Below are 21,630 nucleotides of genomic sequence, written 5' to 3' on the forward strand. Positions count from 1 at the left end.
GTGACGACCGGACACCCCTCCGGATGTCCTTGCTTGGCGAAGCAACCATAGCGCGGGTAATTGCTTCGTCAAGCAAGTATGCTGGGGGCATGCCCACCGTCACACCGAAGTCGCCACCGGCCCCGAAAGGGCCGCAACCTCTCAACGCGGACGAAGAGGCCGTCGTCCGGTCCCTCCCGCGGATCATTCACGCCCTGCCCCGCGCCATCGACGCCGACCTCGTACGCGAGCAGGGACTGCCCAGCATCGAGTACGAGACCCTGATGCATCTCTCGGAGGCGCCCGACCGGCGGCTGCGCATGAGCGAGCTGGCCGCCGCCTGCGAGATGTCGCTCAGCGGCATGAGCCGCGTCGTGCAGCGGCTGGAACGGCAGGGGTACGTCCAGCGGGTCAGGTGCGCGCAGGACGCCCGCGGCTGGAACGCCGTCCTCACCGACGCCGGCCTGGCCCGCCTGACGCAGGCCTGGCCCACCAACCTGGCCGCCGTACGCCGGCACTTCCTCGACCACCTGGCGGGCCTCGACCTCAAGCAGCTCGCCGAGGCCCTGGGAAAGGTGGGCACCTGAGCCGACGGGCGGCTTCCCAGTAACGACCAGCTGGTCGTGGTCCGGGGCCCGATCGCCCCGCTGTGTCGTTCAGCGGGCCCCGACGATACGGAGCGCCACCTCGGCGTACTGGGTGGCGATGTACTCGGGGCTCCAGCCGCCGTCGTCGCGGTACCACCGGCCGAGGTCGACGCCGAGGGACAGCAGGGCCGCCCCGGCGATGCGCGGATCGGGGGTGTCGAAGACACCGGCGGCGACGCCCGCCTCCACGAGCTGGCGGAACGCCTGCTCGATCCGGTGGCGCACGGCACGGATCTCGGCGAGATGCTCGGGGCTCAGTGCGGCCAGCTCGTAGTTCACGACCCGGGTGCGGGTGTGGTCGCGGGCGTGCGAGACGACGAAGTCGTGGACCGCCCGCCGCAGCGCCGTGGCCGGGTCGTCGGACGACGCGATCGCCTCCTGCACCAGGCGCAGCACATGGTCGTGTCCTGATCGTGCGATCAGGTAGAGCAGCTCCTCCTTGGATTTGTGGTGCACGTAGAGCGCGGCCGGGCTCAGCCCGGCCGCGGCGGCGATGTCGCGTGTCGTCGTGCCGTGGAAGCCTCGCTCGGCGAACGCGTCGACGGCCGCCTCGAGCAGCCGGGCGCGGGTCGCGTCGGCGCGAGAGTGATCGGCGGTGTAGGTCAACCCGCGTCCATCCTTCCTTCTGCCTGGCCGGCATTGATACCACAACGCCCGGTGGGCCGGCCGGATGTCGACCACCGGGCCGGACCTGTTGACGGCAGCCGCTGCGGCGTCGCACACTTCATCGAGCCTAACGTAAGCAAGCGCTTAGTAACCCTGAAGGGGAGGCCCGTGTCCCAAGCTGCAGCGACGTCCACGAGATTCACCGGACGAACGGCGATCGTGACCGGTGCCAGCCGGGGCATCGGCCTGGCGATCGCCGAGCGACTGGTGGCCGAGGGCGCCAAGGTCGTCATCACCGCCCGGAAACAGGAGGCGCTCGACCAGGCCGTCGCCCAGCTGGGCCCGGAGCACGCGCTCGGCATCGCCGGCCACGCCGACGACGCCGACCACCAGGCCGAGGTCGTCGCGCGCGCGGTCGACACCTTCGGCGGCGTCGATCTGCTGGTCAACAACACCGGCATCAACCCGACGTACGGCCCGATGGTCGAGCTGGACCTGGCCGCGGCCCGCAAGATCTTCGAGGTGAACTGCCTCGCCGCCCTGTCCTGGGTGCAGCAGGCCTATCGGGGCTGGATGAAGGAGCACGGCGGCGCCGTGGTCAACGTCTCCTCGGTTGCCGGCCTGCGGCCCGCGCCCGGCATCGGCTTCTACGGGGCCAGCAAGGCGATGCTCACCCACCTCACCCAGCAGCTCGCCGTCGAGCTCGGCCCGGACATCCGAGTGAACGCGGTGGCCCCGGCCGTGGTGAAGACGAAGTTCGCCACCGCCCTGTACGAGGGTCGGGAGGAGCAGGTGGCCGCGGCGTACCCGCTCAAGCGGCTCGGCGTCCCCGACGACATCGGGAGCGTCGTCGCGTTCCTGCTCTCCGCGGACGCCGCCTGGATGACCGGTCAGCTGCTGGTGGTCGACGGCGGCGTCACCCTGACCGGAGGTGTGTGATGCCGGTACGGGACAAGGGCGTGGTCGTCACCGGCGCCGGCCACGGCATCGGTCGCGCGCTCGCCACCCGACTCGCCGCTGAGGGCGCGCGGGTCGTCGTCAACGACCTCGACGCCGAGGCGGCCGTCCGGGTGGCCGAGGAGATCGGTGGCTGCCCCGCCCCCGGCGACGCCGCCACCGAGCAGGGGGTTACCGCGCTGGTCGAGGCGGCCCGAGGTCACCTGGGCAGCATCGACGTCTGGGTCGGGAACGCCGGAATCGACCGCGGCAACGGGCTGCTGGCCACCGAGGAGGACTGGGCGGCCAGCCACGAGGTGAACGTCCTGGCGCACGTACGGGCCGCGCGACTGCTGGTCCCCGGCTGGGTAGAGCGCGGCTCGGGTCGGTTCGTGGTGACCGCGTCGGCGGCCGGGCTGCTCACGATGATCGGGAGCCCGACGTATTCGGTCAGCAAGCACGCCGTCGTGGCGTTCGCCGAATGGCTGTCGTTGACCTACCGGCACCGTGGCGTCGTGGTGCAGGCGATCTGTCCGCAGGGGGTGCGGACCCGGATGCTCGACAACGCCCGGCCGTTGCAGGAGTTGCTCAGCCACGATGCGGCGCTCACCCCCGAGGACGTCGCCGAGGCGACGTGGCAGGCCCTCCACGACGACCGGTTCCTCGTCCTGCCGCATCCCCAGGTGGCCACCTACTACGCACACCGCGCCACCGACACCGATCGCTGGCTCAACGGGATGAACAAGCTCCAGCGACGACTCGAGGACCAGGGGGCAGCCCGATGAAGGCATGGCGGGTCGCCGAGCTCGGTGAGCCCCGCGACGTGCTGCGGCTCGTCGACGTGGCCGAGCCGGAGCCGGGCCCCGGGCAGCTCGTGGTGCGGGTGCTGGCCGCTCCGGCCAACTTCCCGGACGTCCTGATGTGCCGTGGCGAGTACCAGGTCAAGCCGGAGCTTCCGTTCACCCCGGGGGTCGAGCTGTGTGGCGAGGTCGTCGCGCTCGGCGAAGGTGTCGACGGGTTCGCCGTCGGCGACCGGGTGCTCGGTGGCGCGACGCTGCCGTACGGCGGGTTCGCGGAGTTCGCCCTGCTGGCTGCGGCGGCCACCTTCCCCGCGCCCGCGCAGCTCGACGACGCCGAGGCGGCCTCGCTCTACATCGGGTACCAGACGGGCTGGTTCGGCCTGCACCGGCGGGTCGGGCTGCGCGCGGGCGAGACGCTGCTGGTGCACGCCGCGGCCGGCGGCGTCGGCAGCGCCGCCGTCCAGCTGGGCAAGGCGGCCGGCGCCCGGGTGATCGGCGTCGTGGGCGGTCCGGAGAAGGCGGCAGTGGCCCGGGCGCTCGGCGCCGACGTGGTCGTGGACCGCCGGGAAGAGGACTTCGTCGAGGTGGTCAAGGCCGAGACCGGTGGTCGGGGCGCCGACGTCGTCTACGACCCGGTCGGCGGCGAGACCTACCAGCGTTCGACCAAGTGCGTCGCCTTCGAGGGCAGGATCCTCGTGGTCGGCTTCGCCGGCGGTCAGATCCAGTCCGCCGCGCTCAACCACGCCCTGGTGAAGAACTACTCGATCGTCGGCCTGCACTGGGGTCTGTACCACCGCTACGACCCGGCGGCCGTGGCCGAATGCCATCGGGCCCTCACCGCGTTGGCCGCCCAGGGTGCGGTACGACCCCTGGTCAGCCAACGCCTCGCGCTCGACGAGGTGGCCGACGGGGTGCAGGAGCTCGCCGACGGCGTCACCGTCGGCCGGGTGGTGTACGTCTCGTGAGCACCGCCAACCAGGTGGATGCCGTGGTCTTCGACTACGGCGGCGTGCTCACCGGACCGGTCCGGGACTCGATCGCCGCGTGGCTGCACGCCGACGGCATCGACCCGGCCTCGTTCTCGCGCACGCTCAAGGCCTGGCTGTCCCGCGCCGCCCCGGACGGCACCCCCGTCCACCGCCTGGAGACCGGGGCGCTGAGCGTCGACGAGTTCGACGCGCTGCTCGCCGCCGAGCTCAGCACGCTCGACGGGCGTGCGGTCGATCCGGTCGGCGTCCTGGCCCGGCTCTTCGCCGGGATGCGCCCCGACCCGGCGATGTTCGACCTGGCCCGGCAGTTGCGCGACGCCGGCGTGCGCGTCGGCCTGCTCTCCAACAGTTGGGGCAACACGTACCCGCGCGAGCTGATCGACGGACTCTTCGATCCCGTCGTCATCTCCGGCGAGGTCAACCTGCGCAAGCCGCTCGCGCCGATCTACGCGCTCACCCTGGAGCGGCTCGGGCTGCCGGCCGACCGGGTGCTCTTCGTCGACGACGCCGAACCGAACGTGCTCGGCGCCCGCGCGGTCGGCATGCGGACGCTGCTGCACACCGACGCCGACAGCACGCGGGCCGCGATCGCCGAGCTGCTTCCCGCCTGCCGCAACGGCCTCCCACGGCCGCGGCCCGGAGCCGACCTGCCCCATCCCGCCCGCACCGAGGAGTTGACCCCATGACCGTCACCCGCACCGCAGTCGTCACCGGAGCGGCCCGTGGCATCGGCGCCGCCGTCGCCACGCGCCTTGCCCGGGACGGCTTCGCCGTCGCCGTCGTCGACCTGGACGAAGCGGCGGGCAAGCCGGTCGTCGAGGAGATCCAGGCCGGCGGCGGCCGAGCCCTGGCCGTCGGCGCCAACGTCGCCGACGAGCAGGCGGTGCAGGCCGCCGTGGACCGGGTCGTCGAGGAACTGGGCGAGCCGACCGTGCTGGTCAACAACGCCGGTATCACCCGCGACAACCTGCTGTTCAAGATGACCGCCGACGACTGGGACGCGGTCCTGAACGTGCACCTGCGTGGCTCGTTCCTGATGAGCCGTGCCGTGCAGGGCTACATGACCAAGGCCGGTTGGGGGCGGATCGTCAACCTGTCCAGCACCTCGGCCCTGGGCAACCGGGGTCAGGCCAACTACGCGGCCGCCAAGGCCGGCCTGCAGGGCTTCACCAAGACGCTCGCCCTGGAACTCGGGAAGTTCGGCGTCACGGCGAACGCCATCGCCCCCGGCTTCATCGAGACCGAGATGACCGCCGCCACCGCGGCGCGGGTCGGCATGGCCTTCGAGGACTTCAAGAACGCCGCTGCGGCGCAGATCCCCGTCGCCCGTACCGGCACGCCCGAGGACATCGCGCACGCCGTGTCGTTCTTCGCCAGCGAGGGAGCCGGTTTCGTGTCCGGCCAGGTGCTGTACGTCGCCGGCGGGCCGAAGGCCTGACCGGGAAAGGAGAGATGATGAAGGTCTTCCACGGCATCAATGAGCTGGAGCAGGCGGTCGGCACCCACCTCGGCTACTCCGACTGGCACACGGTCACGCAGCAGCAGATCGACGCCTTCGCCGAGGCGACGGGTGACCGCCAGTGGATCCACGTCGACCCCGCGAAGGCGGCGCACGGCCCGTTCGGCGGCACCATCGCGCACGGATACCTGACCTTGTCGCTGGTGCCGATGCTGGTCTGGCAGGTGTACAAGGTGGAGGGGCTCAGCATGGGCGTGAACTACGGCGCCAACAAGCTCCGCTTCCCCTCCCCGGTCCCCGTCGACTCTCAGGTGCGGGCCGGGGTGGAGCTGCTGTCGTTGGTGCCCGGCGGCGGTGGCTACCAGCTAACGGCGAAGGTGACCGTCGAGCTGGCCGGCGCCGAGAAGCCGGCGTGCGTGGTCGAGACCGTCAGCATCCTGGTGCCGTGACCGCCGACGAACGGCTCGGCCCGCCGGGCCTCGACCTGGCCCGACTCGCCGACTGGTTCGCCGCCGCGGTTCCCGAGGCGGCCGGGGAGCTCACCGCCCGGCTGATCGCCGGCGGCAAGTCCAACCTCACCTACGAGGTCGGTGACGGGCGGCGGGACTGGATCGTCCGGCGGCCGCCGCTGGGGCACGTGCTGGCCACCGCGCACGACATGAGCCGGGAGTACCGCGTCATGTCGGCGCTGTGGACGACCGACGTGCCGGTGCCGAAGACGTACGCGCTCTGTTCCGACGCCGACGTGCTGGGCGCCCCGTTCTACGTGATGGAGCGGGTCGACGGTACGGCGTACCGGCACGCGGCCGAGCTCGAGCGGCTCGGCCCGGAACGTACCCGGGTCATCTCGACCCGGCTGGTCGACACCCTGGCCGCGCTGCACGCGGTCGACCCGGTGGCCGTGGGGCTGGCCGACTTCGGCCGGGCGGACGGCTTCCTGGCTCGGCAGGTGAGTCGCTGGAAGAAGCAGCTCGACGCGTCGTACTGCCGGGACCTGCCGGCCGCCGACGAGCTGCACGCCCGCCTGGCGTCCGGCGTGCCGAGCGAGTCGACGCCGGGCATCGTGCACGGCGACTACCGCCTCGACAACGTCCTCACCGACGACCGCGACCGCCTCGCGGCCGTCATCGACTGGGAGATGGCCACCCTCGGCGACCCGCTCACCGACCTGGCGCTGCTGGTGCTCTACCAGCGCCTCGGGCGGCTCGTCGGAGTGGCCGTCGCCGACGCCTCGTCCGCGCCCGGCTTCCTGACCGAGGACGAGATCCTCGACCGGTACGCGGCGAGCAGCACCCGCCCCCTCCCGCCACTCGGCTTCCACCTCGGGCTGGCGGCCTTCAAGCTGGCCGCGATCCTCGAGGGCATCCACTACCGGCACCTGCGCGGCCAGACCGTCGGCTCCGGCTTCGAGCGCCTCGGCGAGGTCACCGAGCTGCTGCTCGACGCGGGCCTGACCTACCTCAAGGAGCACTGATGGACTTCGCCCTGGACCCGAGGACCGAGGGGCTGCGGGACAACCTCCTGGACTTCATGGACAGCCACGTCTACCCGGCCGAGCACGCCTTCCACGAGCAACTCGGGCAACTCGGCAACCGCTGGGCCTGGGACGCGGTGCCGGTGCTCGCGGAGCTGCGCGCCGCCGCGCGGAAGCGCGGGCTGTGGAACCTCTTCCTGCCGGGTACGCACGGAGCCGGCCTGACCAACCTGCAGTACGCCCCGCTGGCGGAGATCACCGGACGTAGCCACCTGGCACCCGCCGCCCTGAACTGCGCCGCCCCGGACACCGGCAACATGGAGGTGCTGGCGATGTTCGGCACCGAGCAGCAGCGCAAGCAGTGGTTGGAGCCGCTGCTGGACGGTCGGATCCGGTCGTCGTTCGCCATGACCGAGCCGGACGTGGCGTCCTCGGACGCGACGAACATCTCGACCCGGATCGAGCGGTCCGGTGACCAGTACGTGATCAACGGCCGCAAGTGGTGGATCACCGGCGCGATGAACCCGAACGCCCGGATCCTCATCGTCATGGGCAAGACCGACCCGGACGCCGAGCGGCACCGTCAGCAGTCCATGGTGCTGGTCCCACGGGACACCCCGGGCCTGGTGATCAAGCGCGGCATGGAGGTGTTCGGGTACGACGACCACGACCACGGCGGGCACGCCGAGCTGGAGTTCCACGACGTACGCGTGCCGGTGGAGAACCTGATCGGCGGCGAAGGCGACGGCTTCGCGATCGCGCAGGCCCGGCTCGGCCCCGGCCGCATCCACCACTGCATGCGCTCCATCGGCGTCGCCGAGCAGGCCGTCGAGCTGATGTGCGCCCGCGCCGAGCAGCGGACCGCGTTCGGCAGGCCGCTGGCCGAGCAGGGGGTGATCCGCGACTGGATCGCCGAGTCCCGGGTGCGGATCGAGCAGCTGCGACTGCTGGTGCTCAAGACGGCCTGGCTGATGGACACCGTCGGCAACAAGGGCGCGCACACCGAGATCCAGGCGATCAAGATCGCCACCCCCGAGACCGTCCTGTGGATCCTGGACAAGGCGATCCAGGTGCACGGCGCCGCCGGCCTCTCCCAGGACTTCCCGCTGGCGGGCGCCTACGCCCGCATCCGCACCCTGCGCTTCGCCGACGGACCCGACGAGGTGCACAAGAACGCCCTGGCCCGCCACGAACTGCGGCGCCAGGCGGCGAGGCGGGCCAACCCGGCCTGACCCTCCGGAATCCGCTGCCGGATCGCCGGTTGGCCGCCGTCGCCCGGCTGTGACCTGCGTTACCTGTTGGGCGACGGGGAATCAGATCACCGGATCGGGATTTGGAATCAGGTGTGACTCCTGCCCCGCACCCGGCCCGGCTCCGTGACGGCCGATCGGAGACGACCCGATGACCGTCGACGCCCCGCAGCGGCGGGCGGGCCCGCTGACACCGGGCGACCTGATGACCCCCCGACAACGCCTGCGGCTCGTCCTGGTGCTCGGGTCGCTGATCGCGGTGGGTCCGCTGACCATCGACATGTACCTGCCCGCGCTGCCCGCGATCGTCGCCGATTTCCGGACGACGCCGGCGGCGGTCCAACTGACCCTCACCGGCACGCTGGCGGGCCTCGCCGTCGGCCAGTTGCTGATCGGCCCGCTGTCCGACGCCGTCGGCCGACGCGCGCCGCTGATCGCCGGCATCGCGCTGCACGTCGTGGCGTCGGTGCTCTGCGTCGTCGCACCGAACGTCGCGGTTCTCGGTGGCCTGCGGGTGGTGCAGGGCCTCGGCGTCGCGGCCGCCTCGGTCGTCGCGATGGCCGTGGTGCGCGACCTGTTCGACGGCGCGGCCTTCGCCAAGCTGCTCTCCCGGCTGCTGCTGGTCATGGGGGCGGCGCCGATCCTCGCGCCGACCCTCGGTGGCGGGTTGCTGCGCTGGACCGACTGGCGTGGCGTGTTCGTGGCCCTGGCCGCCTTCGGTGTGCTGCTGGTCGTGGTCGCCGCGCTCGGCCTCCGCGAGACGCTGCCGGCCGAGCGCCGCCGGCGCGGCGGGGTGGTCGCGACGCTCACCGTGTACGGCGGGCTGCTGCGGGACCGGACGTTCGTGGGTCTGGTGCTGGTCGCCGGGCTGGCCATGGCGGCGTTGTTCGCCTACGTCGCCGGCTCCTCGTTCGTCCTGCAACAGCAGTACGGGCTGGACGAGCAGCAGTTCGGGCTGGCCTTCGGCGCGGGCGCGGTCGGACTGATCGCGGCGACCCAGTTCAACGTACGGCTGCTGCGCCGCCACTCGCCGCAGCGGATCCTCGTCGTCGCCCTCGGCGTGGGAACCGTGGCCGGACTGGCGCTGCTCGCCTTCGCCGTGACCGGCCTCGGCGGGCTGCCGAGCCTGCTGGTGTCGTTGTGGGTGGTGCTCGCTGCGGCCGGCCTGGCGATGCCGAACGCGCCGGCCCTGGCCCTGTCCCGGCACGGGGAAGCGGCCGGTACCGCCTCCGCCCTGCTCGGCGCCGTGCAGTTCGGCGTCGGCGCGCTGGCCGCGCCCCTGGTGGGCGTGCTGGGCACCGGCGCGGTGGCCATGGCCCTCGTCGTCGCCGGTGGCATGGTGGCGGCGATGGCGGTGCTGCTCGTCGTCGTGCGGCCGGCCCGGCTCGCCGGCCTGGCGCCGGAAGTGGTGGTCGTGGCAGCGCACTGACGCCCCGGTGAGCCAGCACCGACGACCCGGTTCGTCCGGGCCGCGGTGCCCGGGAGCGTTGCCGGCCTCACACCCGGTTCCGCGGGCAGCCGTGCTTCGATGGTGGGGTGGAGTTCACCGTGAATGACGCGCCGGAGCGGGAGCGGTTCGAGGCGCGGGACGAGTCGGGTGCGCTGGCCGGCGTGGTCACCTACCAGTTGACCGGCACCATCATCGCCTACACGCACACCGAGGTCGATCCGCAGTTCGAGGGCAGGGGCGTCGGATCGACCCTCGCTCGCGCGGTGATGGACGACGCGCGGGCCAGGGGCCGGACGGTGGTGCCGATCTGCCCGTTCCTCGCCGAGTGGCTGGGCAAGCACCCCGAGTACGACGACATCGTGGTGCGATCGACGCGTAAGGTCCGCTAGCCCGCGCCCGACCCCGACAGGCTCCGACGGTCGGTGTCCTGAAGGCACGCCGGCCCGGAGTGGGTCACCCGACAGGAACGGCGGGCCGTACGTGCGGCACCGGCGGGAAGCGCCATGATGAGCCGGTGAAGATCCTGTCCATCCAGTCCTCGGTCGCCTACGGCCACGTCGGCAACTCCGCGGCCGCCTTCCCCCTGCAGCGCCTCGGGCACGAGGTGTGGCCGGTGGTGACGGTCCACTTCTCCAACCACACCGGGTACGGCGCGTGGCGCGGGCCGCTGCTGGCGCCGGCCGACGTGGCCGAGGTGATCGCGGGTATCGGCGACCGCGGGGTCCTCGGCACCGCCGACGCGGTGCTGTCGGGCTACCAGGGTGACCCGGCGATGGGTGCCGTGATCCTCGACGCGGTCGACAAGGTCAAGGCCGCCAACCCGGACGCGGTGTACTGCTGCGATCCGGTGATGGGCGACGCCGGCCGCGGGATGTTCGTCCGGCCGGGCATTCCGGAGTACCTGCGGGACACCGTCGTCCCGCGCGCGGACATCATCACCCCGAACCAGTTCGAGCTGGACTTCCTCGCCGGCCGGGCGACCAACTCTCTGGCGGAGCTGTTGGACGCGGGCGACGTGGTACGCGAGACGGGACCGCGGCACGTCCTGGTCACCAGCGTGCTCCACGGCGACGTGCCGGTGGGGTCGCTGGAGGTGGTGGCCGTCTCCGACGAGGGCGCCTGGGCGGTGACCACCCCGCTGCTGCCGATCAGCCCCAACGGCGGCGGCGACGTCACCGCGGCGCTGTACCTCGCGCACCTGTGGACGACCGGTTCGCCCGCCACGGCGCTGGAACGCACCATCGCCTCCGTCTTCGCCGTACTGGAGGCGACCCTCGCGGCGGGCACCCGGGAGATCCAGTTGATCGCGGCCCAGGACGCGATCGCCGCGCCACCCGCCAGGTTCGCCGCCCGGCGGCTGCGCTGAGGGACGTCCCTCGGGGGCGTCCACCGCGCAGGCGGTCCGGATCGGGGGTCAGGAGTGGGACGGGAGTAGGTGATCCAGCGGCCGGGGTACCTGGTTCGGGTCGAGGGCGTCGACGAGCGCGCGGGCGTACCGGGCCTTGCGACCGCTGGTCGTACCCATGAACCGGCGCAGTTGCCGCTCGATCGCGCGTCCCCGCTGCGCGGGCTGGTTCTGGAAGACCCGGAAGCGGGCCAGATCCTGTTCGGCCGCCAGGACCCGCTCGACCCCGGCCGTGCCCAGCGCGCGGATCAGCTCGTCCTCCAGGTCGGCGACGCACACGTAGAAGCCCAACGCCTCCATTCCGGAGCGGGTCAGGCCGCTACCGAGGCCGGCCTGCTCCAACCCGCGCCGGAAGTAGCCCTCTTCGGCCTCGTCGCAGAGCCCCCGGATGGTCACGGCGAGCCCCTGCGCGCCGAAGAGCCGCAGGAACCGACCGACGCTCATCGCGCCGCCGATCGGCAGGACGCACACGCCCTCGCCGGCCAGATCCCGGTTGCGCCGGACGGCCAGCGCCTCCACCGCGCTCCGGTCGCTGACCCCTTCGACGAGGACGACCGTTGCCAGGCCGTCCTCGGCCAGTTCGCGGGCCACCGCGGCCGCCGCCACGGCGTCCGTGCCGCCGGCCGCCCACGTGCCGACGGCGGCGCGGAAACGGTCCGGCTCTCGCACAGAGCAGAGTCTCGCAACGGCCGGTCCCGGACCGCCACCGGAATTGTGGTCAGGTAGCAGCGTGGCGAGGTGACGCCGGAACCTCCGGGCCGACTCGCGGTGGACCCACCGGCCTTAGCTGACCGTTAAGTAACCCTGCACCCGGTTCACCCCGCGGGGCGGCACTGGGCAGACTGGGGCAATGCCCGCCGCCGATCCGCCCGCTCACCGCCGTCGTACCCGCGCCCTCATCGCCGTCGTCGCCGCGCTCGCCCTGGCGGTCGCGGTCGGCGCCTGGTCCGTGCGAGAGCGGGTCGTCGACGACGATCGCGGCGCCGTGGCCGCCCTCGGCCCGGCGCCCGCCGCCTCCAGCTGCGCCGGCCGGGCGGCGCGGGCGCCGCGCGAGTTGCGCGGCATGTGGATCACGACGGTGAACAACATCGACTGGCCGAGCCGGCGGGGGTTGCCGGCCGAGGCGGCGCGGGCGGAGTTCCGGGGCTGGCTCGACCTGGCCGTGCGGCGCAACCACAACGCCGTCTTCGTGCACGTGCGGCCCAGCGGGGACGCCCTCTGGCCGTCGAAGTACGCGCCCTGGTCGGAGTGGCTGACCGGACGCCGCGACGGCCGCGATCCGGGCTGGGACCCGATGGAGTTCATGGTCAGCGAGGCGCACGCCCGCAACCTGGAGTTCCACGCCTGGTTCAACCCGTACCGGGGCGGGCAGCCGGCCACCGTCGGTGGGCCGGGCCCCCGGCTGGACCAGCTGGCGCCGACGCACCCGCTGCGGCGGCACCCCGACTGGGTGGTGACCTATCCCAGCGCCGACCGGCCGGGCAGTCGCCTCTACTTCAACCCGGGCATCCCGGAGGCGCGCACGTTCGTCGAGGACTCGATGCTGGAGGCGGTCCAGCGCTACGACGTCGACGGCGTGCACTTCGACGACTTCTTCTACCCGTACCCGGAGGCCGGGCAGGACTTCCCGGACGACGCGGCGTTCGCCCGGTACGGCCGGCGGTTCGCGGACAAGCACGCCTGGCGCAGGGACAACGTGAACACGCTGGTGCGCGAGATGAGCGAGCGGATCAAGGCGATCAAGCCGTGGGTCAAGTTCGGCATCAGCCCGTTCGGTATCTGGCGCAACAAGCGCACCGACCCGGCCGGCTCACCGACCGCCGGTCTGCAGAGCTACGACGACATCTACGCCGACACCCGGCTCTGGGTGCGGGAGCAGTGGCTCGACTACGTGGTGCCGCAGCTCTACTGGCACATCGGCTTCGACCGGGCCGACTACGCCAAGCTGCTGCCGTGGTGGGCGGCCACGGTGAAGGCCACCCGGGTGCAGCTCTACATCGGCCAGGCCGACTACCGGGTGGGGGAGCGCGGCGCCTGGCGCGACCCGGCCGAGCTGGACCGCCAGCTCGCCCTCAACCGCCGGCACGGGGTGAGCGGAAGCGTGCACTTCAGCGCCCGCCAGGTGCGCGCCGACAAGCTCGGCGCGGTCAGCCGCTACAGCGCAGCGCACTACGCCGGCCCGGCGCTGGTGCCCGCGATGGCGCAGCTACCGGCGGCGGCGCCCGCCGTACCCGCGATCACCGGCGCGCGGCGCGACGCCGGCGGGGTGGCGCTGACCTGGCGCGGAGACGGTGCCGCGAGCTTCGCCGTCTACCGGGTGGACGGCGACGCGGCCCGGCTCGTCGGCACCGCCCGGGGGACCGGCTGGGTCGACCGCACCGCCCCCGTGGACCGCCCGCTCTCCTACTGCGTGTCCGGCCTGGATCGCAGCGGGAACGAGGGCGGACTCAGCGCGCCGGTCTCCGTGAGCTCTTCGGGGTCCTGAACGAGCCTGGTGAGCGGGAGCTGACCGGCTAGGAGACCACGATGGCGATCCCACGGTCGGACGGCGTGAAGTCGATCTTCCTGCCCGTGATGCTGCGCGCCAGACCTACCACCGTACGCAGATGAGGGGTGAGGCGTTCGGTGGTGATCCGCGACGTTCCCGGCCTTGTGCACATCAACGGCAGCAACTGCTCAGCGATGAACCGACTGGTGCAGCCGGACAGTTCCAGCTCGGGACGGAGTCGATCCAGTACCGTCTCGACGTCGAAGACACCTCGGCCCGCTTCCTCGAAGCAGAAACTGACGTCCCGCGAGTAACCACCCGTGCCGATGAGGAACATGGCCTGGACCCGGTTGACCGGGTAGGGCACCATCTCGAACTCCGGCGACACCCTCCGGGAGAGCCGCGAGCTGAGCTGCGCAGTGAGGCGCAATGCCTCTTCGGCGATCGAGTCCCGCCATCGGCGAGCACCGAAGACGTAGAACCGCGCGGAGATGTCCCGGCTCACGGATGCCTCCCGGGCGGGCAGCCGCTGGGTGGGATCACGAAGTCGGTCGGTACGGTGGGCCGCCATGGCGAAACCCCCACCGCGGCCGATGCACCCTCGCCGCTCGACGCTGAGGTGGACATCCCTACCCGTCAGTTCGTTGGCCGCCGGGTAAAGGATGTCGCGGACCGCGTCGACGAACGGGGCCCCGAGCGTCTCGGTCCCTCCCGACACCTCGATCGAAGCACTTGCGGGCGCGGCGTAGAGCAGCGGGAGGAGCCCGACGAAGAAGACACTCACAGCGTTGCCCATGAGGCCTCTTCCGCCGACGTTGTCGATGTTCTCCGCGAACCGGTCGCTTGCTTCCGCGTAGTTCCGCCGCCCGGACACGCTGTTGGCGCCGAACGTTCCGTCCGGGTCGTCCAGATCGACCTGCACATCGCCCGCCGGTATGCCGCCCGGATGGAACGTCAACTCCGTCCGGCCCATCTCGTAGCCCGCCGTACTCGAGGTCCAGCGGCACACCGCGTCGATGTAACTCTTGTGCGTCCAGCCGACTCCACGAGAGCGATCGGGCCTGCCGGCTCTGACCTTCACGAGCTGAAGAGGCCGGCCCGTCAGGACCGCCAACGGTAGGGCGGCGCGCAGGGCACCACCGCCGCCTTCGCCGATCGAGCAGTCCACGGCCGTCAATTCAGGCACCACGCGCCTCCGGATCGTCAGTCACCTTCACCGGTGCCCCTTCGCCGCGCTGCTCGGCCGCCGATCCCTACCGTCCGGATCCGTTTCCGTCGAGGGGCGGAGACTTGAGCAGTGCGGCCGCCTCGCCGAGAAAGCCGCCGACCGCCCGTCGGCGTCCCTCGGCCGCTATCCGTACCAGGTCGATGATCACGCCCGCGGCGTTGCTCGAGTCCTGCACTTCCAGGCGTACCTCCACCGCCACCCTGGCGCCCGCCCAGCCGCGACCCTCGATGCTGATATGGGCGACCTTCCGGTCCATGAGGAACGGGACGTGACCTCCGGACGGGATCACCGACAGCGACGCGATGCCCGGAACGGTGGAGAGAACGTTCAACTTCGAGGTCAGCTTCGGCGCCCCGGAGTCGCGGAGGTTGCGGAAGTCCTCGTTTCCCCCGAGGTTCACCTGGTAGGTGCCGTCGATGTGCAGGCCTCGGCGGCTGAGCAGGTCGAGCAGCGCACGGTGAATGAGCGACGAGCCGAACTGGCTGGCCAGGTCGTCGCCCAGCAGCGGCAGAGACGCTGACGTGAAGCGACGCAACAGGCCCGGATCCCGGGCGACGGAGTCGGCCGAGCAGTTGACGACGGCGACGCCGGCCGAGAGCGCGGCCTCGGCGTAGGCGAGCGCGGCGGTGGGTCGGCTGGTGGGCAGCGAGAGCAGCAGCACCTCAGCCGCCGTGTCATGGAGGCGCCGGACGACCTGCTCGACGTGAGACGGGTGCATCGCGTCGCCGCGGATACCGTCCTCGACGGTGACCGACTCGCTGATCGCGTCGACGATGTGGGGAAAATTGTTGGTGCTGCCGTGGATCGCCTCGGTCAGCGGGTGCCCGATCTTCGCCGGATCCACGTCGAACGCGGCGACACACCGGATCTCCTCGACGCCGAACCCATTGAGCCGGGGGTGGGGGACTCCCACGAGCGACGGGTCGCCCATCTTGTGCCGGTAGTACTCGATGCCCTGCAACAAGGCCGAGACGTTGTTCCCCACGCCGGCCACCGCCATCCGGATGTGATCGACCATCCTGCGCTCCTTCCACCCCTGCGGAACGTGATTGGTCCTGCTCATGCCATTAGTCGCAACAGGCGCTCGGTGTCCGGGCTGTCGGGCAGCACGACGAACTTCACGCCCAATTCCGCGGCGTGCCGGGCGAGCCGCTCCCTTATCGCGGTTGCCGGACCCAGCAGGAAGAACGGGCTCGAAGTACATGCCTCCGCGATGTGTCCCTCGTGCAGGCGCAGCGAGTATGTGTCGTTCAACGCCGTGAGCCAGTCGGCCGGGTTCCTGTCCTGGATCCGCAGTGCGGTGATGTTGATCGATGTGGTCACGGCGCCGGGTGTTCGACCGTTCGCGTCCAGTTGCTGGTGGAGGTATCGGCGCATCGTCACGAGATCGTCGAACGTGGTCAGCATCCGTCTGCGCAGATCACGAGCGCGGGTCGTGGCGCCATCGAGGGATCGGGTCAGTGGCAGACGGTGTGACGGCGCGTCGAAGTCGAGGTGGTCGGCGTACCCGGCGGCCACTCGAATGACGGCGAAGGAGCCGCCACCGACGGCAAGGCGTGGCGGCTCCGCCACGCTCGGGCTGAGCGGGGCGTGTCGAAGCGTCAGCACACTTCCGTCGAGCGAGGCGACGCCGGTGTCGAAGAGCGACCGAGCTGCGGCGGCCGTCTGGGCGAGCCGTTCGACTCTTTCCGCGTGCGGCGGCATGTCCATGCCCAGCGCGTCGAACTCCTCGGCGTTCCAACCGGCGCCGAGCCCCGCGTAGACCCGTCGACCGCCGTAAAGTCGAGCGAGTTCCACGAAGTGACGGATCGTGAGGTACGGATTGCTGTAGGACGAGTTGGCGACGAGGACCGCGAGGCTGAGGCGCGAGGACAGGGCACCGACCGCCCCCAGCAGCACATACGGGTCGTGTCGGCGCTGCGCAGGCCCTCTCCCGTCGCCTCCACGGGTGGTGTAGAGATGGTCGGAGACGGTGACACCGGCCACCCCGAGGTCCTCCCAGAGCTGGACCTTGTGGCGGAGCTGCTCCACGTCCCGTACGTCGCGTAGCTTGATGTGATACTCCACCAACCCTCCACCCGTCGGGACGGTTGCCCCCGCGTTAGTGACGTCGGTGAGCTGGCCTTGTTCAGCGGAGTGTAGATCGACGATGACGATTGGTACAGGGTTGAGTACTGTTCGCGACCACCGGAGCGGAAGAGTTCCGGCATGTCGGTCGGGTGCCTGTCGACTGCCGTCAAGGTAGGCGGCGGCAGTGACCATCGGCGGTGCGCGACAGGCTGCTCCGGGACGGCAACTTCGTCGCCGTACCCGAGGTCGGAGCCCGACTGGGGCGCTCCTGAGGGGCTGCTCCGGGCCCGGCAAGGACTAGGCTCTTGCCGTGATTGGCGTGCAGGGTGGTGGGAGCGACGAGCGGCTGCGCCGTATCGAGGCGATCACCGACGCGGCGCTGTCCAAGCTTGACGTCGACGACCTTCTCGACGAACTCCTCGACCGGGTCCGCGAGGTGTTGCGGGTCGACACCGCCGCCATCCTGCTGCTGGACGTGCACGCCCGGCAGTTCGTGGCCACCGCGGAGAGAGGGTTGGCGGACGAGGTCCGGCCGGGCTCGCGGATCTCCGTCGGCCGCGGGTTCGCCGGCCGGATCGCCCGGGAGAAGCAGCCCGTCGTGCTGGACGAGGTCACGGCCGCGGACGACCCAACGCTGTTCGACAGAGGGGTCTGCTCGCTGTTGGGGGTGCCCATGCTCGCCGGCGGCGAGGTGATCGGCGTACTGCACGTCGGCTGCCTCCAGCCGCACCGATTCACCGGCGACGACGTGCAGGTGCTCCAACTCGCCGCCGATCGGGCGAGCCTGGCCAGCCGGAGCCGGGCCAGCAGCATCGACCGCACCGCCGCCCTCGCCCTGCAACGCAGCCTGCTGCCCACCCACCTGCCCGATGCGCCCGGCGTGGACATGGCCGCCCGCTACGTGCCCGGCCACGACGCCGGCGTGGGCGGCGACTGGTACGACGTGTTCACCCTCCCGTCCGGCTGGCTGGGCGTCGTCATCGGCGACGTGTCGGGACACGGGCTGCGCTCGGCGGTCGTGATGGGGCGCCTGCGCAGCGCGCTGCGCGCGTACGCCTTGATCTGCGACGATCCGGCGAGCGCGCTGACGCTGCTGGACCGCAAGATCCACCATTTCGAGGCCGGGAACCTCGCCACGGTCCTGTACGCGATGATCTCCCCGGACCGCACCACCATTCGAATGTCCCTCGCCGGGCACCTGCAACCCGTGCTGGCCGCACCGGGACAGTCGGCCGATACGCTGAACCTTCCGGTCGATCTTCCACTGGGCGTGCGCCCGGATCGACCGGCCCGCCGATACACCGAGGTCGCGTTCCCTGCCGAGGCGGTGCTGGTCTGCTACACCGACGGGCTCGTCGAACGCCGCGGCGAAGTCATCGACACCGGCATCGAACGGCTCTGCGCGGCCGTCGAACCAGGTGCCGTCGAAGCGGTCTGCGCCGGCATCATGACCACACTCGCCGGCGAACAGCCGACCGACGACATCGCCCTGCTCGCCATCCAGGCAACCGGCAGGTCCCGCCCGGGCCCGGGCGCCGACCGTCACCGCCGGGCCGCCGCCGGCGGGACTCGTCCGCTCCGGCAGCGGCGACAGCCAGGGCCGGGCCCGCAGCGGCAGCCGGGGCCGGGTCGGGTCTGACCGGCCGTTACGTCGCGCCGCCCGTACACTTCACCTGACCGGTGCCGACCAGGTATCCGGACTGACGCTGCGGTGGCCCGACGAGGCGGCTGGACCACGCACTCGGAGGCTGCCGCATGAGCATCTCGGTCGCCACCAGGACCGACAGTTTCGTCCACCCCGCCCTCTTCTACGGCGACCGCGAGGCGTACCTGGCCGGCACGGTGCCGTTCATCCACGCCGGCCTCGCCGCCGACGAGCCGGTCATGGTGGCGGTACCGGGGGACAACCTCCACCAGATCCGTACCGCGCTCGGCGTCGACGCGGACCGGGTGCAGTTGCACGACATGAGCGAGGCCGGGCGCAACCCGGGGCGGATCATTCCCGGCGTCCTGCTCGCCTTCGCCGCCGCGCATCCGGGCAAGCGGGTACGCATCATCGGCGAACCCATCTGGGCCGGCCGTAGCGCTGTCGAATACCCCGCCTGCGCCCAGCACGAGGCCCTGATCAACGCGGCGTTCACCGGCCGGCAGGCCACCATCCTCTGTCCCTACGACACCAGCCGACTGGACCGGAGCTGGCTCGACGACGCCTGCCGCACCCACCCCGTCCTGCAGAAGGACGGCGCGGAGTGGGCGAGCCCGTACTACGCGGACCCGGTCGCGGTGGCCGCCGGGTTCAACCTGCCGCTGCCGGATCCGCCTGCCCGGGCGACCACCATCGCCATCGACGTGCACGCTCTCCCGGCCATCCGTCGGTTCGTGACCGCGCACGCCGTCGCCGCCGGGCTGCACCCGGACCGCGTCTCCGACCTGACCCTGGCGGTCAACGAACTGGCGGCGAACACGGTCAGACACACCACCGGGGGCGGTACCCTCGCGGTCTGGACCGACAGCACGCGCCTGATCTGCCAGCTCACCGACACCGGGCACATCACGAATCCGCTCGCCGGCCGGCTTCCCGTGCCGCCCCGGCAGCCGGGCAGCCGAGGACTCGTCCTGGTCAACCAACTCTGCGATCTCGTGCGCGTCCACACCAGGCCCGGTGCCACCACGATCCGCCTGCACATGCACAGTTGAGCCGGATGACCGCTTCCGGGCACAGCTCGACTCCCGCAACTACCTTGTCACCTTTGTCCTGGCTTCCGCCCCGGGCGTCGGGACAGGTATGGCGGTGACGTTCATGGGTAAGCGCCTGCCCCCAACGGAGGAGGAGCGGACCCATGAGTGACGCGGCAGCGGGACGGTCCGGCGGAATCGGACGGGCGGCCGGTCCGAGTGAGCGCTTGGCTGCCGAGGTGGCGGAGATGGTGCGTGCGGAGGTCCGCGACGTACGCACGCACCTGCTGAGGGCGGTTCGTCCGGCGGGGGTCGGTCTGGCGCTGCTCGCCACCGCCGGAGGGTGTGTGGTCCTGGGAGCCGGAGCCGCCTCGGCGACCGCGCTGCGCCTGCTGGAGACCTTCCTGCCCCGCAGGCTGGCCACCGCGGGACTCACCGGGGGTTACGTCGTCGCCGCCGTCGTGCTGGGCCGGGCCGGCCTGACGCAGCTGCGGGCGGCCGGCGGTGGCCCGGCCTGGCTGGCGGACGAGATGCAGGACGCCGTCTCCGCCACCGCGAGTCAGGTGGTGCCGGCCGGTGCCGCCGCCGTTCGCGAAGAATTCGACCGGTGGGCCTCCGACCGGCAGGGCCACTGACGTCGACCTCCCCATCTCCGCCGCCGGCAGCACCAGCCGTCCCGGGGGATTGCCTGGTAGGAGCGCTACGACGGCCGCGGCGCGCGGCTACGGCGTCGCAAGCCCGAGGCCGATCGTCTTGGTCAACGTGGCGTTGTCGTCGTCGCCGTCCAACGACCAGACCATCGCTCCGGCCAGGCCGGCCCGCCGGATGTACAGCGTCTTCTGCAACACCACCGCCGGATCGTCGTACGTCCAGAAGGTCGTGCCGTCGAACAACCAGGCATGCCCGGCACGAAGGTCGCGGTGGACGGTGAAGCCGTTGCCGGCCAGGGTCTTGAGCCGCCGGTAGTCCTCGTACCCGGCCTCGAAGGTGGCCGGCGCGGGCCCGGTCGCGGGCTGGAAGAGCCCGTTGCCGCTCCCGCTGACGCCGGTCCAGCCTCGGCCGTAGTACGGGATGCCCAGGACCAGCTTCCCGCGCGGCGCACCGCGGGCAAGCCAGCCGTCGATCGCCACCTCGGCGGAGAAGTCCGGGTTGTCCGGCGCTCCCGACGGTACGCGCAGCGCCGACTGCTGGTTGGTCACCGAGTCCCACGCGCCGTGGAAGTCGTACCCCTGCACCGTGGCGAAGTCGAGGTACCGGAAGATCTCGCGACCCTCGTATCCGGCGTCCATGGTCGCCGGGTTGGCCGGCAGGAAGGCGGTCAGCGGGTGGTGCCGGCGGGTCGTCCGGCCGTACGCGTCGAGTTGGCGGCGGAACTCGGCGACCAGCTCGGTGAAGTTCCGCCGGTCCTCCGGGCGGACCACGTTGCCCGGTTCACCCGGCCAGTTCGGCCACTCCCAGTCGAGGTCGATGCCGTCGAAGACGCCGGCGGCGGCACCCGGGCCGCCACTGCCACCGTCGAGGACCGGAAGGTTGCCCTTGAGGTAGAGGTCGATGCAGGAGGCCACGAACGCCTTGCGGGAGGCGTCGGTGCGGGCGGCGTTCGAGAAGTACGTCGACCAGCTCCAGCCGCCCAGCGAGATCATCACCTGCAGGCCGGGGTGCTTGGCCTTGAGCTTGGCCAGCTGGCCGAAGTTGCCGTTGAGCGGTTCGCCCCAGGCGTCGGCGACGCCGTCGACGCTCTCCTCCGCCGGGACGGGACGCTGGTAGTCGGCCCAGGCGTCACCCTCGCCCGGCCCGCCGTCCACGAAGCAGCGCCCGTCCTCACTGACGTTGCCGAAGGCGTAGTTGACGTGGGTGAGGCGGCTTGCCGCCCCGGAGGTGTCGAGCTTTTTCACCGGGAAGGCCCGGCCGTAGATGCCCCATTGGGTGAAGTAGCCGACCCGGTGGTAACCGGCACGGCGGTTCCTGCTGTCGTCCGCGCTGGCGGCCGCGGGCGGGGCGGTGGTGACCAGCATGGTCGCCAGGGCGACGACGGCGGTGAGGCGGCGGTGACGGAACGGTCGCATCGGCACTCCCACGACGGTGGAGAGAATTAGTAAAGAGACCTTTCTGATTGATGAACCTAAGCGGACCGGCATTCCGGGGTCAAGAGGGTCGACGGGGACAGGCGTTG

Annotated in this window: 22 protein-coding genes; 16 read left to right on the top strand and 6 right to left on the bottom strand. The window is 71.5% G+C overall.

The window, feature by feature from the left end; genetic code table 11:
* Positions 1-89 precede the first annotated feature (89 nt).
* Positions 90-566: a MarR family winged helix-turn-helix transcriptional regulator gene (locus ACTMTB_RS20105; RefSeq protein ID WP_441147751.1), complete on the top strand. Its 477-nt coding sequence runs from the start codon at positions 90-92 to the stop codon at positions 564-566.
* Between the two features lie 69 nt (positions 567-635).
* Here ACTMTB_RS20105 and ACTMTB_RS20110 read toward each other — a convergent pair whose 3' ends face one another.
* Positions 636-1,232: a TetR family transcriptional regulator gene (locus ACTMTB_RS20110; protein WP_441147753.1), complete on the bottom strand. Its 597-nt coding sequence runs from the start codon at positions 1,230-1,232 to the stop codon at positions 636-638.
* Between the two features lie 168 nt (positions 1,233-1,400).
* Here ACTMTB_RS20110 and ACTMTB_RS20115 point away from each other — a divergent pair, with 168 nt between their 5' ends.
* The 11 genes from ACTMTB_RS20115 to pdxY all read left to right on the top strand — a co-directional run bounded on the left by ACTMTB_RS20115 (position 1,401) and on the right by pdxY (position 10,956).
* Positions 1,401-2,171 carry an SDR family oxidoreductase gene (locus tag ACTMTB_RS20115; RefSeq protein ID WP_441147755.1) on the top strand — a complete coding sequence of 257 codons (771 nt, stop codon included), beginning with the start codon at positions 1,401-1,403 and terminating at the stop codon, positions 2,169-2,171.
* Positions 2,171-2,953 (top strand): SDR family oxidoreductase, encoded by a 783-nt coding sequence (locus ACTMTB_RS20120; protein WP_441147757.1) that lies wholly within the window; start codon positions 2,171-2,173, stop codon positions 2,951-2,953. The genes ACTMTB_RS20115 and ACTMTB_RS20120 overlap by 1 nt, the downstream gene beginning before the upstream one ends.
* Positions 2,950-3,933 (top strand): NADPH:quinone oxidoreductase family protein, encoded by a 984-nt coding sequence (locus ACTMTB_RS20125; protein WP_441147759.1) that lies wholly within the window; start codon positions 2,950-2,952, stop codon positions 3,931-3,933. Before ACTMTB_RS20120 ends, ACTMTB_RS20125 begins: the two co-directional genes overlap by 4 nt.
* Positions 3,930-4,643: an HAD family hydrolase gene (locus ACTMTB_RS20130; RefSeq protein WP_441147760.1), complete on the top strand. Its 714-nt coding sequence runs from the start codon at positions 3,930-3,932 to the stop codon at positions 4,641-4,643. The genes ACTMTB_RS20125 and ACTMTB_RS20130 overlap by 4 nt, the downstream gene beginning before the upstream one ends.
* Entirely contained in the window at positions 4,640-5,395 is a 756-nt protein-coding gene (fabG, locus tag ACTMTB_RS20135) for a 3-oxoacyl-ACP reductase FabG (protein WP_441147762.1), read from the top strand. The genes ACTMTB_RS20130 and fabG overlap by 4 nt, the downstream gene beginning before the upstream one ends.
* Before the next feature lie 17 nt (positions 5,396-5,412).
* Positions 5,413-5,865 carry a MaoC family dehydratase gene (locus ACTMTB_RS20140; RefSeq protein ID WP_441147764.1) on the top strand — a complete coding sequence of 151 codons (453 nt, stop codon included), beginning with the start codon at positions 5,413-5,415 and terminating at the stop codon, positions 5,863-5,865.
* Complete coding sequence (locus ACTMTB_RS20145; protein ID WP_441147766.1) at positions 5,862-6,890, top strand: phosphotransferase family protein; 1,029 nt, start codon at positions 5,862-5,864, stop codon at positions 6,888-6,890. Before ACTMTB_RS20140 ends, ACTMTB_RS20145 begins: the two co-directional genes overlap by 4 nt.
* Positions 6,890-8,122, top strand: a complete 1,233-nt coding sequence (locus ACTMTB_RS20150; protein WP_441147768.1) for an acyl-CoA dehydrogenase family protein — start codon at positions 6,890-6,892, stop codon at positions 8,120-8,122. The genes ACTMTB_RS20145 and ACTMTB_RS20150 overlap by 1 nt, the downstream gene beginning before the upstream one ends.
* Before the next feature lie 169 nt (positions 8,123-8,291).
* Positions 8,292-9,569 carry a multidrug effflux MFS transporter gene (locus ACTMTB_RS20155; protein ID WP_441147770.1) on the top strand — a complete coding sequence of 426 codons (1,278 nt, stop codon included), beginning with the start codon at positions 8,292-8,294 and terminating at the stop codon, positions 9,567-9,569.
* A gap of 107 nt (positions 9,570-9,676) precedes the next feature.
* Complete coding sequence (locus ACTMTB_RS20160; protein ID WP_441147772.1) at positions 9,677-9,979, top strand: GNAT family N-acetyltransferase; 303 nt, start codon at positions 9,677-9,679, stop codon at positions 9,977-9,979.
* Between the two features lie 125 nt (positions 9,980-10,104).
* The gene (gene pdxY / locus ACTMTB_RS20165) at positions 10,105-10,956 is read left to right on the top strand and encodes a pyridoxal kinase PdxY (protein WP_441147774.1); all 852 of its coding nucleotides are present in this window, start codon (positions 10,105-10,107) and stop codon (positions 10,954-10,956) included.
* Positions 10,957-11,004: 48 nt separating this feature from the next.
* Here the strand turns inward: pdxY and ACTMTB_RS20170 are convergent, their stop codons facing one another.
* Positions 11,005-11,664 (bottom strand): TOPRIM nucleotidyl transferase/hydrolase domain-containing protein, encoded by a 660-nt coding sequence (locus ACTMTB_RS20170; protein WP_441147776.1) that lies wholly within the window; start codon positions 11,662-11,664, stop codon positions 11,005-11,007.
* Between the two features lie 181 nt (positions 11,665-11,845).
* Here ACTMTB_RS20170 and ACTMTB_RS20175 point away from each other — a divergent pair, with 181 nt between their 5' ends.
* Positions 11,846-13,480, top strand: a complete 1,635-nt coding sequence (locus ACTMTB_RS20175) for a family 10 glycosylhydrolase (RefSeq protein WP_441147778.1) — start codon at positions 11,846-11,848, stop codon at positions 13,478-13,480.
* A 28-nt stretch (positions 13,481-13,508) separates the two neighbouring features.
* Here ACTMTB_RS20175 and ACTMTB_RS20180 read toward each other — a convergent pair whose 3' ends face one another.
* From ACTMTB_RS20180 to ACTMTB_RS20190, 3 genes are all read right to left on the bottom strand, one after another.
* Positions 13,509-14,651 (bottom strand): RNA 3'-terminal phosphate cyclase, encoded by a 1,143-nt coding sequence (locus ACTMTB_RS20180; protein ID WP_441148122.1) that lies wholly within the window; start codon positions 14,649-14,651, stop codon positions 13,509-13,511.
* Between the two features lie 85 nt (positions 14,652-14,736).
* Complete coding sequence (locus ACTMTB_RS20185; protein ID WP_441147779.1) at positions 14,737-15,729, bottom strand: inositol-3-phosphate synthase; 993 nt, start codon at positions 15,727-15,729, stop codon at positions 14,737-14,739.
* A gap of 41 nt (positions 15,730-15,770) precedes the next feature.
* Positions 15,771-16,778 (bottom strand): LLM class flavin-dependent oxidoreductase, encoded by a 1,008-nt coding sequence (locus tag ACTMTB_RS20190; protein WP_441147780.1) that lies wholly within the window; start codon positions 16,776-16,778, stop codon positions 15,771-15,773.
* A 313-nt stretch (positions 16,779-17,091) separates the two neighbouring features.
* On the opposite strand from ACTMTB_RS20190, the gene ACTMTB_RS20195 reads away from it, so the two are divergent.
* The 3 genes from ACTMTB_RS20195 (at position 17,092) to ACTMTB_RS20205 (ending at position 20,092) form a co-directional block, all read left to right on the top strand.
* Positions 17,092-18,420, top strand: a complete 1,329-nt coding sequence (locus ACTMTB_RS20195) for a PP2C family protein-serine/threonine phosphatase (RefSeq protein ID WP_441147782.1) — start codon at positions 17,092-17,094, stop codon at positions 18,418-18,420.
* Positions 18,421-18,536: 116 nt separating this feature from the next.
* Positions 18,537-19,478, top strand: coding sequence for an anti-sigma factor RsbA family regulatory protein (locus tag ACTMTB_RS20200; protein WP_441147784.1), 942 nt, complete (start codon positions 18,537-18,539; stop codon positions 19,476-19,478).
* 143 nt (positions 19,479-19,621) lie between these two features.
* Positions 19,622-20,092 (top strand): phage holin family protein, encoded by a 471-nt coding sequence (locus tag ACTMTB_RS20205; RefSeq protein WP_441147786.1) that lies wholly within the window; start codon positions 19,622-19,624, stop codon positions 20,090-20,092.
* An 87-nt stretch (positions 20,093-20,179) separates the two neighbouring features.
* Here the strand turns inward: ACTMTB_RS20205 and ACTMTB_RS20210 are convergent, their stop codons facing one another.
* Positions 20,180-21,523, bottom strand: a complete 1,344-nt coding sequence (locus ACTMTB_RS20210; protein ID WP_441147788.1) for a glycoside hydrolase family 18 protein — start codon at positions 21,521-21,523, stop codon at positions 20,180-20,182.
* Positions 21,524-21,630: the final 107 nt, after the last annotated feature.

The organism is Micromonospora sp. L32, from assembly GCF_052068055.1.
GTDB lineage: Bacteria > Actinomycetota > Actinomycetes > Mycobacteriales > Micromonosporaceae > Micromonospora > Micromonospora purpureochromogenes.

Bases quoted from the DNA above. Each gene is read 5' to 3' on its own strand.
- ACTMTB_RS20200 (WP_441147784.1), top strand. From the start codon at position 18,537: ATGAGCATCTCGGTCGCCACCAGGACCGACAGTTTCGTCCACCCCGCC.
- ACTMTB_RS20150 (WP_441147768.1), top strand. From the start codon at position 6,890: ATGGACTTCGCCCTGGACCCGAGGACCGAGGGGCTGCGGGACAACCTC.
- ACTMTB_RS20120 (WP_441147757.1), top strand. From the start codon at position 2,171: ATGCCGGTACGGGACAAGGGCGTGGTCGTCACCGGCGCCGGCCACGGC.
- fabG (WP_441147762.1), top strand. From the start codon at position 4,640: ATGACCGTCACCCGCACCGCAGTCGTCACCGGAGCGGCCCGTGGCATC.
- ACTMTB_RS20175 (WP_441147778.1), top strand. From the start codon at position 11,846: ATGCCCGCCGCCGATCCGCCCGCTCACCGCCGTCGTACCCGCGCCCTC.
- ACTMTB_RS20125 (WP_441147759.1), top strand. From the start codon at position 2,950: ATGAAGGCATGGCGGGTCGCCGAGCTCGGTGAGCCCCGCGACGTGCTG.
- ACTMTB_RS20140 (WP_441147764.1), top strand. From the start codon at position 5,413: ATGAAGGTCTTCCACGGCATCAATGAGCTGGAGCAGGCGGTCGGCACC.
- ACTMTB_RS20210 (WP_441147788.1), bottom strand. From the start codon at position 21,523: ATGCGACCGTTCCGTCACCGCCGCCTCACCGCCGTCGTCGCCCTGGCG.
- ACTMTB_RS20205 (WP_441147786.1), top strand. From the start codon at position 19,622: ATGAGTGACGCGGCAGCGGGACGGTCCGGCGGAATCGGACGGGCGGCC.
- ACTMTB_RS20155 (WP_441147770.1), top strand. From the start codon at position 8,292: ATGACCGTCGACGCCCCGCAGCGGCGGGCGGGCCCGCTGACACCGGGC.
- ACTMTB_RS20185 (WP_441147779.1), bottom strand. From the start codon at position 15,729: ATGGTCGATCACATCCGGATGGCGGTGGCCGGCGTGGGGAACAACGTC.
- ACTMTB_RS20105 (WP_441147751.1), top strand. From the start codon at position 90: ATGCCCACCGTCACACCGAAGTCGCCACCGGCCCCGAAAGGGCCGCAA.